The following is a 15,374-nucleotide window of genomic DNA, read 5'->3' as shown; positions in this document are numbered from 1 at the left end:
GAGGTAAAGCAAAAGCAAGTGAGCGTAACGATGCCTGCGGCTGCAGGCATCGTAAGTGGTCACTTCTCGGTGAAGCCCTGCTCGCGGGCGTTAATCTGCCAATGTAGCAAGGCAGGGAAAGCCGCGATTCGTTGTTGCTGCTCGGTGCTGAGGGGGTGAGCGGTTGTCTGGGTGAGCATCGGGTTGGCGGCATCCCAGGAATAACGTCCGGTACTACCGACAGGAGTCACGCCTTGTTCGTCGATCCACAAAGCCTGATTGTAGCCAAACGCACGCGAGGTATCGTCCTGTTCCGCCAGCATATTGCGCCCGCCGAGTGCGTAATAGGGGGTATCGGCGAGGCTGTAAGTGTAGAGCGTTGGGAATATATCCTTGTGCGAACCGGGGCGTGATGGGTCAAAACGCCAGGCGGTGTTCGCCAGAATGGTTTTTGGCACGTACAGATAAAAAGGGACAGCCCGATCCAGGAATTGCTCATGCGGATACTGTGCCTTCAAACGGCGCATCTGGTGGTCGCCGGTTGCTGCAATCAGGGTGGATTCTCCCACCGGGGAGGATTTTACCGCAGCGATAAATTCTCCCAGCGCGTTGGTGGCGTACTGGTAGGTGGCCGCGATGGATTCTTGTTCCTGCTGACTTACTTCGGCATGCGCCATCATTTCCGGCCCGGCATGCACCGGTTGTGGGCGATAGCTGGCAGGAACCTTATAAGGAGGATGGTTGGTGACGGTCAGAATACTGATGAAGAGCGGCTGGTGCGCTTCTTTCAGCAAACGTTGCGCCAGGCGAAACGCAAACTCATCCGGTACGCCCCAGTCGGTCAGCATAGCGCGTGATTCGGGGTAGCGTTCCATCAGGGAGCTTTGGTCGTAAATCTCATCCACACCAAGTCGTGGCAAATAGTTGCCTAAGTTACGCCACATACGGCTTCCTGACGTGATGAATATCACTTTGTAGCCCGCTTTTTTGTACGTGGCATAAGGAGTGTCATCCAGCGATTTATATTGTGCGGATGAATGGCTGAGGTTCTGGATAGGGCTTTGGAAAAACAGGGCAGCGAACGACGGTGCCGTACCATTGCCTTCTGATACGAAGCGACGGAAAACGAAATCCGACGCGAAATGAGGCCGCAGTGCGCCCAGCATGTCGTTATCTGGCAGGTGGTCATATACCAGCATATTACTCCCCATGCTTTCCATCAGCGCCACCACCACGTTGGGACGATGCTGTGCCAGCCAGGTGCTAGCCGGTGTACGGCTTTCCAATGTGGCCAACCCACTTTGGGTTCGCAACTGCTCTCCCGCTGTGCGTGTTACCGGCTCGAAGTGGATATCGTCATCCCTGTCGCCCATTGCCCAGGCCGATGCCATTAAACCATTAGGTACCAGCTTATTGAGGATAGTGACGGTGGATATTTGTGAATCGTTACGCCGCAACGGGAAGGTGCTCAGGCTGCCGCGGATCATGGTGAAAAACACCAGCAGGCTAATCAGCAGGTACACCACAAACACCGGGTTGGGTAGCAAACGTGGCCGACGTGTTGACCACCTTGTTTGTGAAAACAGTGTCTGTTGAGTCTGTGGAAAGAGAACTTTCCTGCCCAGTCGGTTGCTCAGCCAAACAAACAGCACCACCAGCAGTAGTGATCTGACAACCGGATAGTCCTGCCAGATGGTGGTCATGACAGCGAGCGGGCCATCGTCAATGAGCCCGAAAGCGAAAATATCGATGTAGGTATGGTAGGTCTGGTAATAAAAATAGTTGATGGTGGCGATAGTGCTGACCAGAAACGCGCATCCCCCCAGATACCAAGGTGTGATACGTTGCACCCAGCGCCAGCCGGTGCGATGCAGGCTCATCACCAGGCCGATGACCAGCAGTGGCGCCAGCAGGATGGACACTGCACGTAAATCGTAACGTAGCCCGGTTAGCCACATTAGCCTCACGGCTGCGTCGTAATAGTGTAATTGCTGAGTGTCGGCAAACACGGCAAACATGGTCAGACGGGCGCCGGACAACAACAGGCTCAATAATAGAATCTGGCACCACAGGGTTTTCAACAGGGTGCGGGCATGCTGTTGGTAGTTATCCATTTTTATTCTTGGGATGTTATTAGTGCGGGAATGATACGGAGTTATTGCAGAAAAATCTCAGGAACATGTCAGGAAGATGAAAGAAAGTATGAGCGGCAGATCGGGGTCTGCCGTTGTGTTCGGTGTTGCCTGTTTCACCATCAGTCAATCGGGTGCTGATAGTCAATTTTATTGACGTACCAGACCCTGGGACCAGCGGGTGTCGTGACCACGGCTTCTTCGTCCACCGCTTTTTTCAGCAAGGCGCGGGCCATTGGCGCGTCAATCGAGATGTAATCCTTACGACCATAGATTTCATCTGGCCCGACGATACGAAAGCGTTTCACCTCACCTTCTTCGTTTTCCACCTCGACCCAGGCACCAAAAAAGACCTTACCGTCCTGCTGGGGGGAGTAATCTACCACCCGCACCACCTGCAGGCGTTTGCGCAAATAACGTACCCGGCGGTCTATTTCACGCAGCAGGCGTTTGTTGTAGAGGTAATCGGCGTTTTCGCTGCGATCGCCCAAACTGGCCGCCCAGGCCACCTTCTCTGTGATTTCCGGGCGACGCTCTTTCCACAGATAGTTCAGTTCCTGATGCAGGGCTTCATAGCCTTCGCGAGTGATCAGATCGGTTTTCATACGCTTTTCTAAAATGTGAAGATCATAAAATCGTTATAATCGACGACTGTGGGATAACATAGCGGATAAATCGTCATTTGTGCGTGGCTTACGGTGAATTATGGCGGGAACGGCTTGATTACAACGTATTTTTATATCCTTTGTAACAATTTTGCCTAGAATGTATACCAGAAACGGCTATCAGTTCGTTGCGGGTTTCTGAACAATACTAGATTGTGTTTCGTGATGGAACCAAGCGCTGGCGGCTATCATGTCTTTGGAGAAGAGAGATGCAAGAGAATTATAAAATTCTGGTTGTGGATGACGATATGCGCCTGCGAGCGTTATTGGAACGCTATCTGACCGAACAGGGTTTTCAGGTACGCAGTGTTGCCAATGCCGAACAGATGGATCGCTTGCTGACACGCGAATCTTTCCATCTGATGGTGTTGGATTTGATGTTGCCGGGCGAGGATGGGTTGTCCATCTGCCGTCGTCTGCGTAGTCAAAGCAACCCGATGCCGATCATCATGGTGACGGCGAAAGGCGAAGAAGTGGACAGGATCGTCGGGCTGGAAATCGGTGCCGACGATTATATTCCCAAACCGTTTAACCCACGCGAACTGCTGGCCCGTATTCGTGCGGTACTGCGCCGTCAGGCGAATGAATTACCCGGTGCGCCGTCGCAGGAAGAAGCTGTCATCGCGTTCGGCAAATTTAAACTGAATCTGGGCACACGCGAGATGTTCCGTGACGATGAGCCCATGCCGCTGACCAGTGGCGAGTTTGCGGTACTCAAAGCGCTGGTGAGCCACCCGCGTGAGCCGCTGTCCCGCGACAAACTGATGAATCTGGCTCGTGGCCGTGAGTACAGTGCCATGGAACGTTCCATTGACGTGCAGATTTCCCGCTTGCGCCGCATGGTTGAGGAGGACCCGGCTCATCCGCGTTATATCCAGACCGTGTGGGGACTGGGTTACGTTTTTGTGCCGGACGGCAGTAAAGCATGATTCGATGGCGCTTCTCACCACGCAGCGCCTTCGCCCGCACGCTGTTGCTGATTGTTACTCTGCTATTCGTTAGCCTTGTCACCACCTATCTGGTGGTGCTTAACTTCGCGATTCTGCCCAGTCTGCAACAGTTCAACAAAGTTCTGGCCTATGAGGTCAGAATGTTGATGACGGACAAGCTGCAACTGGAAGATGGTTCCACGCTGGACGTCCCCCCGGCGTTCCGGCGTGAGATTTATCGCGAGCTGGGTATTTCGCTCTACACCAACGCCGCAGCCGAAGAGAGCGGTCTGCGCTGGGCGCAGCACTACAAGTTTCTGAGCCAACAGATGGCTCAGCAACTGGGTGGGCCGACCGAAGTGCGGGTTGAGGTCAGCAAGAATACGCCGGTGGTGTGGCTGAAAACCTGGTTATCGCCCGATATCTGGGTACGGGTGCCGCTAACGGAAATCCATCAGGGCGACTTCTCGCCACTGTTTCGCTATACCCTGGCTATCATGCTGCTGGTGATAGGTGGCGCCTGGTTATTTATTCGGGTGCAGAATCGACCCTTGGTGGAACTGGAGCATGCCGCCATTCAGGTGGGGAAAGGCATTATTCCGCCACCGTTACGTGAATATGGTGCCTCGGAGGTGCGTTCGGTGACACGTGCCTTCAACCAGATGGCATCCGGGGTCAAGCTACTGGCGGACGACCGAACGTTGCTGATGGCTGGCGTCAGCCATGATTTGCGCACGCCGTTGACCCGCATTCGTCTGGCAACCGAGATGATGGGCCAGGAAGACGAATATCTGGCGGAATCTATCAATAAAGATATTGAAGAGTGTAACGCCATCATCGAGCAGTTCATCGACTACCTGCGTACTGGTCAGGAAATGCAGATGGAGGTCGCTGACCTCAATGCGATTCTGGGTGAAGTGGTTGCGTCTGAAAGCGGTTATGAGCGGGAAATCGACAGTGAACTGACTCTGGGCGAACTGCCCATGAAGGTCAGCCCCTTGTCGATTAAACGGGCGGTAGCGAATCTGGTCGTGAACGCCGCGCGTTATGGTAATGGCTGGATTCGTGTCAGTAGCGGCCGGGAATTACAGCGTGCCTGGTTCCAGGTGGAAGATGATGGCCCGGGTATCGATCCATCACAGTTGGCGCACCTGTTTCAGCCGTTTGTTCGCGGTGATAGCGCTCGCAGCACCAGCGGTACCGGGTTAGGCCTGGCGATCGTGCAGCGTATCATTGACGCACACAACGGATCGTTGGATGTGGGGAGCAGTGAACGCGGTGGACTGCGCGTGCGGGCTTATTTGCCACTGGCGTTCCCGAACCCATCCGGCACAGCTTCAGTCCGTGCGCGTGAGGGCCATCGACGTAGCCCGACGCAGGCAGGTCGCAACCGGCAAGACAAAGAATAATGTCGACCCACCGAGGTGAAATCGGTGAAAGTGGTCAAAATAGCAAAGAAAAGGCGCGGTTATCTGCGCCTTTTTGCTGTCGAGAAAACTGCTGTCGGGACAACGCCGCCGGGTGAGCGGCGGCGGTTGTTTGGTTAGCGTTTCGGCCCAGCGGATACCAGTGCCGCACCGGCTGGGGTGTCGGTGTATTTATCGAAGTTGGTGATAAAACGCTGCGCCAGATCGTGCGCTTTCTCTTCCCACTGTTCGACAGAAGCGTAGGTGTCGCGAGGATCCAGAATCGCCGGATCGACACCCGGCAGAGCCGTCGGGATCGCCAGATCGAAGATCGGCAACGTCTGGGTTTCGGCGTCATCGATGCTGCCATTGAGGATCGCGTCGATAATGCCGCGTGTGTCCTTAATAGAGATACGCTTGCCGGTGCCGTTCCAGCCGGTGTTGACCAGATAGGCTTTTGCACCTGCTGCCTGCATGCGTTTCACCAGAACTTCAGCGTACTGCGTCGGGTGCAGCGTCAGGAACGCTGCGCCAAAGCAGGCGGAGAAGGTGGGGGTCGGTTCGGTGACGCCGCGCTCGGTTCCCGCCAGTTTGGCGGTAAAACCGGACAGGAAGTGGTACTGGGTCTGGTCCGCTGTCAGGCGGGAGACCGGCGGCAGCACGCCGAAAGCATCCGCCGTCAGGAATATCACCTTGGTGGCGTGCCCGGCTTTGGACACCGGCTTCACGATATTATCGATGTGATAGATAGGGTAAGACACGCGGGTGTTTTCGGTTTTAGAACCGTCGCTGAAATCAACGCTGCCATCAGCCAGCACCGTCACGTTTTCCAGCAGCGCATCGCGCCGGATAGCGTGGTAAATGTCCGGTTCGGCTTCGGCGGAGAGGTTGATGGTTTTCGCATAGCAACCGCCCTCGAAGTTGAACACGCCGTCATCATCCCAGCCGTGCTCGTCATCGCCGATCAACTGGCGTTTCGGGTCGGTGGACAGTGTGGTTTTGCCGGTACCGGACAAGCCGAAGAACACCGCGACATCGCCTTTCTCGCCAACGTTGGCCGAGCAATGCATGGAGGCGATGCCTTTGAGTGGCAGCAGGTAGTTCATGATGGAGAACAACCCTTTCTTCATCTCTCCACCGTACCAGGTACCGCCGATGAGCTGGATGCGCTCCGTCAGGTTGAATGCCACGAAGTTCTCTGAGTTCAGCCCCTGTTCCTGCCACTGTGGGTTCGTGCATTTTGCACCGTTCATCACGATGAAATCAGGCTCGAAACCCTGCAACTCTTCCTCGCTGGGGCGAATAAACATGTTTTTCACGAAGTGAGCCTGCCAGGCCACCTCGGTGACAAAACGGACCTTCAGGCGAGTATCGGCATTAGCACCACAGAAAGCATCAACGACAAACACGCGTTTGCCTGACAACTGGTTGGTGACCAGCTGTTTCAGGTGCTGCCAGGTTTCCTGGCTAAGCGGATGGTTGTCGTTTTTGCCTTTGCCTTGATCTGACCACCAGACGGTATTACGGGTCACATCATCGCGGACGATGTACTTATCCTTCGGCGAACGGCCAGTGAAAATGCCAGTATCCACAGCAACGGCCCCCAGTTGGGTTTCGATACCGCGCTCATAGCCTTGCAGGGTAGGGGATGTCTCTTCAGTAAACAGTAAATCGTAGCTTGGGTTGTAGATAATTTCGTGGACATCATGAATACCATAAGCCGTCAGTGCCTCTGGCGTAATGCCTTTCATCTGCATGTTGCTACTCCTAGATCGTTATAGTTGTACTACATAGTAAGTCTAGAAGCTGAGCTTATTTTAACCGCGATACCAATCAAAAAATTAAATAAATTCATTAATAACTTTGCTTATTCATGTGAATGAAAAGTAAGCGAATGGTTGGTATGTAAGCAGAATGGTGTGATAAAAACACCAGCGGCCTGTTTATGTACTGATCTCTTATGTACTGACCTGTTTATCTACTGATGAATCTGAAAAGCACAGATAGCCCGCAAGCGGGCTATCTATGAATGGATTGACACGCCGTGAGATGGCGCGCAAATAATTAGCGTGATTAATGTAAGGTTGGGGTGGCGCTGGACTGGCGAATGTTATCGATGTCCTGAGCATTAAACAGATAATGGCTGCCACAATAGTCGCAGTGCATATCGATTTGCCCGTCTTGCGCCAGAATATCGCTAACCTCATCCGCTGGCAGCGTCATCAGCGCGTCAGCACAACGTTCCCGTGAACAGTGGCATTGGAACTCGACCGGCTGTGGCTCATACAGCGTGACGTTTTCCTGATGGTATAAACGATACAACACATCGTTGGCCGGCAGACCAAACAGTTCTTCCGCTTTCACCGTGGCGGTTAACTGTGTGAGATGGTCAAAGTCCTCGCGGTTACCGTGCTGTGCGGGTAGCACCTGTAGCAGCATACCGGCAGCGCACTGGCGACCATCATGCTCACCGGTGCGAATGAACAGGCGCGTCGGTAACTGCTCGGATTGCTGGAAGTAATTTTCCAGACAGGCGGCCACGTCGTCGCCATCCAGCCCCACTACGCCCTGATAGCGTTCCCCTTCCGTCGGGGTTATGGTTATCACCACATAACCGTTGCCGACCATGTCGCGCAGTGAACTGTCGGCGGCAATGTCGCCCTGCAAACGCGCTACGCCACGCATTTGCTGCTGATGGTTGCCGTTAATTACCGCCAGTTTCAGTGGGCCGTCGCCCTGTAACTGAACCGTGATATCGCCGCTGAATTTCAGCGTTGCGGTCAACAGGCTGGTCGCTACCAGCATCTCGCCCAGCAGGTTTTTTACCGGCACCGGGTAGTCGTGATTTGCCAGCATGTGCTGGAAAGTGTCGCTTACCGTGACCAGTTCGCCGCGAACAGCGTGATTCTCGAACAGGTAACGATGCAATTGGTCATGATTGGCCATAATGTTCTCTCGTGGTGACGACGGCTTATTCCGCGTCACTATATTTGAATTTGATTAAATCCCGACGCTCTTTTTTATCCGGTCGCCGGTCCGGATGCGGCATCGACAGGGCATTCAGCTTTCTGGCTTGGGCCAGTTTTTCGCGTTTTTCAATGCTCTGCGGCGTTTCTTCATATAACGCCTGCGCTTGTGCAGCCGGGCGGCGCTGATCGCTGATGGCGCGAACCATCACCGTGCGCGTATCGTTGCCCTGGCGCAGCGTAATTTCGGCATCTAATTCCACCAGTTTGCCCGGTTTACTGCGCTGGCCGTTATAGTGCACTTTGCCGCCGTCTATCATCTCACGCGCCATGGCTCGGGTTTTGTAAAAACGCGCAGCCCATAGCCACTTATCTAACCGGACGGCGTTGTTGTCATCGTGTTGATAGTCTTTACTCATGAACACTCCTGATTGCCGACGCGAATCGACTGATGAATGTCCGACAGAAAGGCCAGATAGTCGTTCATCGATGGGTGTTGCCGGAAGCGGTTTTCCTGCTGGCTGGTCGAGTCAGGATTGCGGACACCCAGACAGTAGCGGATACCGAAGGTTCTGGCGGCATCCAGTATTGGCTCGCTGTCATCCACAAACAGGGTTCGTTCCGGGTTAAACCCGATGTCTTCCTGCACCGCCTGCCATAATCGCTGATCTTCCTTGGGATACCCATAAGTATGGGTGGAAAGCAATAAATCAAGGTGTCTATCCAGCCCGGTATGGGCCACCTTGACTGACAGGCTATGCGGGTGGGCGTTGGTCAGCAAAACCGACCGGCGACCGCTTTTACGCAGTGCGTGCAAAAATGGCGTGGTGTCATCCCGCAAGCGGGCGCGGTAACCGATGTCACTGGTCATCTGGTAAATATCCAGCCCCAGCCGTTCACTCCAGTAATCGAAGCAGTACCAGTTCAGGGTATGACGTACCGCCTGGTATTCCACCGCGATCAACTGCTGTGCCTGATCCAGGCTGATATCACGCTGACGACTCAGGGATTCCGGTACCAATTGCAGCCAGAAATAACTATCGAACGCAAGGTCGAGCAGCGTACCGTCCATATCCAGCAGGACGGTATCGATCTCATTCCAGTTCAGTTCGGGATTCATACATACTCCAGGACAATGCCTTGTTTCCGGTTCAACCGGAAACAAGGTAGTCGATATTATTCGCGTAGCATAACCGCTAAACGCGGCTGATAGCACGTATCGATTGAGGAGGGTTAGGAGTGAACCGCATTGCCGTACAAGGTACTGGTGGTCGGCGCTTCCGGCACCAGATGGCGCGCATAGTACTGCTGAATATTGGCGATACGCTGCTGGCTCCGGCGGCGTTTGACCAGCAGCAGCACCAGATTCAGCACCAGAATGACGCTAAAGGTCAGCAACAACAGGCAGGCACCCAGTGAGCGCCACATGGTAACGGCATCAGGTTCGCTATGCAGCGAAATATGGCGGGTACCATTGGCGTCGATACTGATCTGGGTTATCACGCCGCTGGCTTCAAACGGCGTATGCAGCAACTGCGAGGACAGGCGTTCAAGTTCCTGCCATTGCTCCTGCGGCGGGAGATCGCGTAGCGGCGCGACCGGTGCCTGATGATTAACGAATTGCCGGCCTTCGTCACTGCGAATCAGAAAACCGCCCGGTGGCGGGCTATTCAGTGAATTGGAGGCGGTAATGATTTCGCGGCTGTAGAACTCGTCGGTAGCGTTTTTCACCAATCCATCCAGTGATTCAGCACTGACCGGACGTAATACCACGCTCATGCCTTTTAGCGCCCCGGAGCGTGCTCGTTTAACCAACAGATCCCAGTTTTTGGCATTACCCAAATTGATCAGCGCATTTTTGAGCCGGATACAATCTTCTTCTTTCTCACATAAGGCATCGGTTTTCAGCACGATATCGGAGAAGTTATTTAACAGAATCATGCCGGATTTCTGAATAGCATCTGCCAACTGGGAGCTGACCTGATTGTCGCTGGCAGCAGGGTGCAACTGTTCGTTCACCGTTTTTTGTAAGGCGGCGGTTTTCTCGATGGTATCTGATTCAGGTAATGGCAGCGGTGCCGCTTTATTCCAGTAAATGGCGGCGCAATCAAACGGGGCGAAAGGTGAGGCTTTGGATGCTGTTGGGTTGAGACTAATCGGCGGCATGTAACACATCCCGCTGCCGCGAACCTGTAGTTTATCGCCAATGTGCAGCGGCATGCGCTCCAGCTCTTCAACCTGGTTTACTTTGATGCTGCTGGCACCCTGAACCCAGGCCAGGCTGAGCTTTAAGGGGAGATCAAGCGGTACCGAGGTCAACAGTAGGATAAGGCTGAGCAGGGTACCGGCAGCCAGTATGGCGTTTTTGCCCCATTGCTGTAGCGGGAAGAATTTGACTTCGTTATGTAAGGACAGATAGTTGCCCTGGCGCACGACCTGACGGGTCAGATAAATATCCACATCGGTTTTTTTGCCGAGGTCGTAACCAATATAAGGTTGCCAGTGAAGGGGATAGAGAAGGTCGATATTGCCAAGCGAGACATTGCTGATCTGGCTTTGTGTGGTGTCGCTGAATAACCCCATGCACTGTGGTGTGCCGTGCAGACAATGCACTTCGCGCAACTCTTTTTGCGATGGAGGTCGAAACAGTTGCCAGCATCCCCAGGCAGACAGCAGGCAAGCGGCACCGGCCAGCCAGGGCAGCATCGTCAGCGGGCTGGTCAGGCTAAACACCAGCAGCAGAAATGCCAGACTCAGCACTCCGGTTTCACGCAGACCGCGTGAACGGTGTACGGCATGTTCTTCCGGCGTTTCCTTGCGGATAGCGACCAGTTCGGTGTGTTCATGGCTTTCCGGGCGAATGTATGCCTGTTCGCCAGGGATGTCTGAACCGGCGAACGAATCCATTTCGGTAACCACTTCCGTCAATGAATGGCCATTCAACGAAATCACCAGAGGGATCGAACGGGTTTTGATCAGTTCGATTTCATTGTTCTGAGTAATGTATTGTTCCCAGCGTGCGGGCAGGTGGATTTCCTGAGTATCGATGTAATAGCGCCATTTGTTGGGCGCGTCAGTACTCAGCCCATAGCGGGTAATGCTATGGGTTATGGGATACACCCGATTGCCCGGTAGCAGACGGGTCAAGGTGGCCGGAACAGACGCAGAAACCGGACTGTCTATACGGGCCATAGCCAGATAGCGTTCGACGGCAATACGTTCCGACGCTGTCAGCTGGCGATGTCCCGATGGTGTAACCGGCAAACGTTTGGCGAATAGAAGACGACGATACATGAGATAGCCAATGATCCCCCCCACGACAATTAGACAGGCAAACAATACAGCCAATATGATGAGTATTGTGCGCATATTATCTCCAGCCAACAGCGTAAGGTTCCCCCTGTTATTCCCGGATAGTAACAAAACTACACGAACGATGTTAACCCACGTCGTACAGTTAATAACTGAATTAACCAACTATTACTTGTTTAACAGTGCATGGTAGCAAGCGAATGTGGGCGCGAAAATGAGGAAAATCTGAATTTTTTCTGGTGGGGTTAGGGTGGAGAGACATCTTCATACGGTCGTTCTTGTATAAAAAAAATTAATGTGTAAATATTGTTGCGAATATGTAAATTCACCATGATGGAGTTGCAGCGACTGTTAATGTTAACGCACAATATGACTTACTGAATATTCTGCAGGAAATCGCGGCTCTACCAGTTTGTGTTCCGTGCCGACACTGGCCTGAACGGGGAAAGCCGGTTGCGGTTTCCTCATCGAGGCCACGATGGATAATAACCTGCAAAAACCTAAAATCCTCAAGGTTGAGACCGTAGCACGTTCACATTTGTTCAATGTGGAGGCCGTTGATCTGGAGTTTAGCAACGGTGAGCGCCGCATCTATGAACGTATGCGTCCGTCAGGCCGTGAAGCGGTGATGATAGTGCCGGTCATCGGCGATGAACTGTTGCTGATTCGTGAATATGCGGTGGGGATTGAGCAGTATGAATTGGGGTTCCCCAAAGGGCTGATTGATTCGGGCGAGACCGTGTTTGAAGCGGCTAACCGTGAACTGATGGAAGAGGTCGGGTTTGGCGCGGAACGGTTTGAGTTGTTATCCACCCTGACGATGGCACCGTCGTATTTTTCCAGTAGCATGAATATTGTGGTGGCGAGTGGTCTCTATCCGAAACACTTACAAGGCGACGAGCCAGAACCATTGCAGTTGGTGCGCTGGCCGCAGGCAGACATGATGTCGCTACTGAAGGAGCCGGATTTTCGTGAGGCGCGTAATGTGAGTGCGTTGTTCTTAGCGCAACAGTTCTTAGCACAACAGTTTTTAGCGCAGCAGGGCTAATGATCAAAACACGACTTGTCAAAACAATCGCTTTATCACAGCCCAGATAAAGCAGTCGATCCAGATAAAGAAAAAGGCGCGAATATCGCGCCTTTTTGCTGCGTTGTTATCGCAGTCGTGGTGCAGCCCCAATCAGTGCTGCACCGCATGTTCGCATCAGAATAACTCTTCTGCCTGACCGCTACTGGTGTTGTACAGCGTGGTACCGGCGTCATGTACTGCCCGCTCGGTGGGTTGCGTACCGTCGATGAAATACTCCTGACGACTATTCCCGCCGCCATCCGACAGTTTGCCGGTGCTGCGATCGATAGTAACTGTCACGACACCCTGTGGCGGTGTCTTCGGTTGTTCTGGTACGCCTGCCAGCGCCACCTTCATATAGTCATCCCAGGCAGGTTCAGCACTTTTCGCTCCGCCTTCATAACCGGAAATCTGGTCGCGAATGACACCGGATGCTGACGTACGGCCAAGGTCACGGCGGTGATCGTCAAAACCAATCCACACCGAAGCAACAATATTCGCGCCATAACCGGAGAACCAGGCGTCTTTCGAGTTGTTGGTAGTACCAGTTTTACCACCAATATCATGGCGTTGCAGTACTTTACCCGCGCGCCAGCCGGTACCCATCCAGCCCGGTTCGCCAAACACGTTACTGTTAAGTGCATCTTTGATCAGGAAGGCCAATGGCGTGCTGATAACATGCGGGGCGTACGGTTGAGCGGCGGCCTGTTTAGCGACTTCCGACGGTGTAATCGGGTCAACCTGCGGGGCAGCCTGCACCGGATTTTCCTGCGATGTCGCCACGTTTTCCATGCTGTCATCCGACAAGACGGCGGAACGTTGGGTATCGCCGTAAATGACGGGCAGATTGCAGGTATCGCACACGATTTTCGGTGTAGCACTGAAAACGGTGTTACCGGCGGCATTGTCGATTTTGGTGATGAAGTAAGGGTCGACCAGATAGCCGCCGTTAGCCATTACCGAGTAACCACGCACCACCTGCAACGGCGTAAACGATGCTGCACCCAATGCCAGTGATTCTGTATGTACGATGTTCTGTTCCGGGAAGCCGAAGCGTTCCAGATAATTAGCGGCGTAATCCACACCCATTGCACGCATTGCCCGCACCATCACCACGTTTTTCGACTGCCCCAGACCCTGACGTAAACGGATTGGGCCGTCGTACACCGGCGGTGAGTTTTTCGGGCTCCAGTCGGAACCGGCACCGGGGTCCCAGCGTGTAATCGGGGCATCGTTGAGGATAGTCGCGAGCGTCAGACCTTTATCCATCGCGGCGGTGTACAGGAATGGCTTGATATTTGACCCTACCTGCCGCAGCGCCTGCGTAGCACGGTTGAACTTGCTCTGATTGAAATCGAACCCGCCAACCAGCGCCAGTATCGCGCCGTTTTGCGGATTGAGGGATACCAGCGCCGAGTTGACGTCAGGGACCTGAGCCAGCCACCAGTCGTTGTCGACTTTGCGTACCCAAATTTGTTGACCGGCAGCCAGCACATCGGTGACGCGTTTTGGCGTGGGGCCTTGCTGGTCATCTGAACGATAGGCGCGCGCCCAGCGTACCCCCAGCATTGGCAGTTCTATCTTATCGCCGTTAGCCATCACGGCGTGGGCTTTATCGGCGCTGGCATCGGTAACAACCGCCGGGAACAACGGCCCGTAAACCGGTAGTTTTTTCAATGCCTCGACAATCTTGTCCTGCGTCAACGCTGGGGTGCCGACTTTCCAAAGCACCTGGTCCGGGCCGCGGTAGCCGTGGCGCATATCATAGGCGATGACATTGTTGTGTACCGCGTCTTCCGCTGCTAACTGCAGTTTGCGGGTGATAGTGGTGTAGACCTGATAACCATCGCTATACGCATCTTCACCATAGCGTTTCACCATTTCCTGGCGAACCATTTCAGCCAGATAAGGGGCGGAGAAGGCGATTTCCGGTGCGTGATAGTCCGCCACCAGCTTTTCGTTACGGGCCTGATCGTACTGCGCCCGCGTAATGTAGTTCTCGTCCAGCATGCGCGACAGCACCACGTTACGGCGCGCCACGGCGCGATCGTAAGAGTAAAGCGGGTTAAAGGTGGACGGTGCTTTCGGCAGGCCGGCAATCATTGCCATTTGCGCCAGCGTCAACTGGTCGACCGGTTGTCCGAAATAGACCTGAGCGGCGGCACCCACGCCGTAAGCACGGTACCCCAGGTAGATCTTGTTCAGATACAGTTCCAGGATTTCGTCTTTGGTCAGTGTTTGTTCGATGCGGATAGCCAGAAACACTTCCTTAATCTTACGCAACAGCGTGCGCTCAGGACTCAGGAAGAAATTACGCGCCAGCTGCTGGGTGATGGTACTGGCCCCCTGCGATGCATGACCTGATGTCAGGGCAATGACCGCCGCGCGGACGATCCCCTGTGGGTCAACACCGTGGTGTTCAAAGAAGCGGCTGTCTTCCGTGGCGATAAACGCGTTAACCAGCATCGGCGGGATCTGGTCCAGCTTCAGCGGGATACGACGCTTCTCGCCAAACTGGGCGATCAACTCGCCGTCAGCACTGTAAACCTGCATCGGCGTTTGCAGGCGGACGTCTTTCAGCGTAGCGACATCGGGTAACTGTGGCTCGATATAGCGATAGAGGCCATAGAGCGAAGCGACTCCCAGCAGAATGCAACTCACTGCAAGGATGAATAGATACTTTACGAACTTCACCGGAGATTTTCCATTCAGTAGCAATTGAATAGTTTATAAACAGACGGGCGCTAGTATAAAGGGAAGCCAGCAAGGTGGATATACCCGTCGTCTTTCAGGTTACAGGCGCATGGCGACCCGCTGTACCCGGCTTTTTTATGGTCCTCTTCCCTTGCGGGGCGCCGTAAACCGGGTATGACTCTATGACCGCCTTACCTGCACCGCGATGTCCATCGGGTATCT

11 protein-coding genes are annotated in these 15,374 nt (G+C 53.9%); 3 read left to right on the top strand and 8 right to left on the bottom strand.

All coding sequences use genetic code 11. From position 1 onward, the window contains the following. Window positions 1-59 precede the first annotated feature (59 nt). Together FAZ14_RS16445 and greB are read right to left on the bottom strand one after the other, a co-directional pair. Window positions 60-2,093, bottom strand: coding sequence for an LTA synthase family protein (locus FAZ14_RS16445; protein WP_038925422.1), 2,034 nt, complete (start codon window positions 2,091-2,093; stop codon window positions 60-62). Window positions 2,094-2,233: 140 nt separating this feature from the next. Continuing rightward, window positions 2,234-2,716, bottom strand: coding sequence for a transcription elongation factor GreB (gene greB / locus FAZ14_RS16440; protein ID WP_016942941.1), 483 nt, complete (start codon window positions 2,714-2,716; stop codon window positions 2,234-2,236). 269 nt (window positions 2,717-2,985) lie between these two features. Between greB and ompR the strand changes: the two genes are divergently transcribed. Next, on the top strand, window positions 2,986-3,705 hold the full coding sequence (ompR, locus tag FAZ14_RS16435; RefSeq protein ID WP_001157747.1) for an osmolarity response regulator transcription factor OmpR: 720 nt from the start codon (window positions 2,986-2,988) through the stop codon (window positions 3,703-3,705). Further along, on the top strand, window positions 3,702-5,114 hold the full coding sequence (gene envZ / locus FAZ14_RS16430) for a two-component system sensor histidine kinase EnvZ (protein ID WP_016942942.1): 1,413 nt from the start codon (window positions 3,702-3,704) through the stop codon (window positions 5,112-5,114). Before ompR ends, envZ begins: the two co-directional genes overlap by 4 nt. A 134-nt stretch (window positions 5,115-5,248) precedes the next feature. On the opposite strand, the gene pckA is transcribed toward envZ, so the two are convergent. From pckA to FAZ14_RS16405, 5 genes are all read right to left on the bottom strand, one after another. Then, window positions 5,249-6,868, bottom strand: coding sequence for a phosphoenolpyruvate carboxykinase (ATP) (pckA, locus tag FAZ14_RS16425; protein ID WP_038925424.1), 1,620 nt, complete (start codon window positions 6,866-6,868; stop codon window positions 5,249-5,251). A 316-nt stretch (window positions 6,869-7,184) separates the two neighbouring features. Further along, window positions 7,185-8,057, bottom strand: a complete 873-nt coding sequence (gene hslO, locus FAZ14_RS16420; protein WP_153508884.1) for an Hsp33 family molecular chaperone HslO — start codon at window positions 8,055-8,057, stop codon at window positions 7,185-7,187. Between the two features lie 25 nt (window positions 8,058-8,082). After that, a complete protein-coding gene (hslR, locus tag FAZ14_RS16415; protein WP_153508883.1) occupies window positions 8,083-8,496 on the bottom strand; it encodes a ribosome-associated heat shock protein Hsp15 in 414 nt (137 codons plus the stop codon). Next, window positions 8,493-9,197 carry a GMP/IMP nucleotidase gene (gene yrfG, locus FAZ14_RS16410; RefSeq protein ID WP_153508882.1) on the bottom strand — a complete coding sequence of 235 codons (705 nt, stop codon included), beginning with the start codon at window positions 9,195-9,197 and terminating at the stop codon, window positions 8,493-8,495. Before yrfG ends, hslR begins: the two co-directional genes overlap by 4 nt. A gap of 113 nt (window positions 9,198-9,310) precedes the next feature. Then, window positions 9,311-11,446, bottom strand: a complete 2,136-nt coding sequence (locus FAZ14_RS16405; RefSeq protein ID WP_038925428.1) for an intracellular growth attenuator family protein — start codon at window positions 11,444-11,446, stop codon at window positions 9,311-9,313. Window positions 11,447-11,867: 421 nt separating this feature from the next. Between FAZ14_RS16405 and nudE the strand changes: the two genes are divergently transcribed. Beyond that, a complete protein-coding gene (nudE, locus tag FAZ14_RS16400) occupies window positions 11,868-12,437 on the top strand; it encodes an ADP compounds hydrolase NudE (RefSeq protein WP_016942948.1) in 570 nt (189 codons plus the stop codon). 156 nt (window positions 12,438-12,593) lie between these two features. Here nudE and mrcA read toward each other — a convergent pair whose 3' ends face one another. Next, a complete protein-coding gene (gene mrcA / locus FAZ14_RS16395) occupies window positions 12,594-15,152 on the bottom strand; it encodes a peptidoglycan glycosyltransferase/peptidoglycan DD-transpeptidase MrcA (protein WP_153508881.1) in 2,559 nt (852 codons plus the stop codon). Window positions 15,153-15,374: the final 222 nt, after the last annotated feature.

It is taken from the genome of Dickeya oryzae (assembly GCF_009372235.1).
GTDB lineage: Bacteria > Pseudomonadota > Gammaproteobacteria > Enterobacterales > Enterobacteriaceae > Dickeya > Dickeya oryzae.
This window is presented reverse-complemented; position numbering and strand designations above follow the sequence as displayed.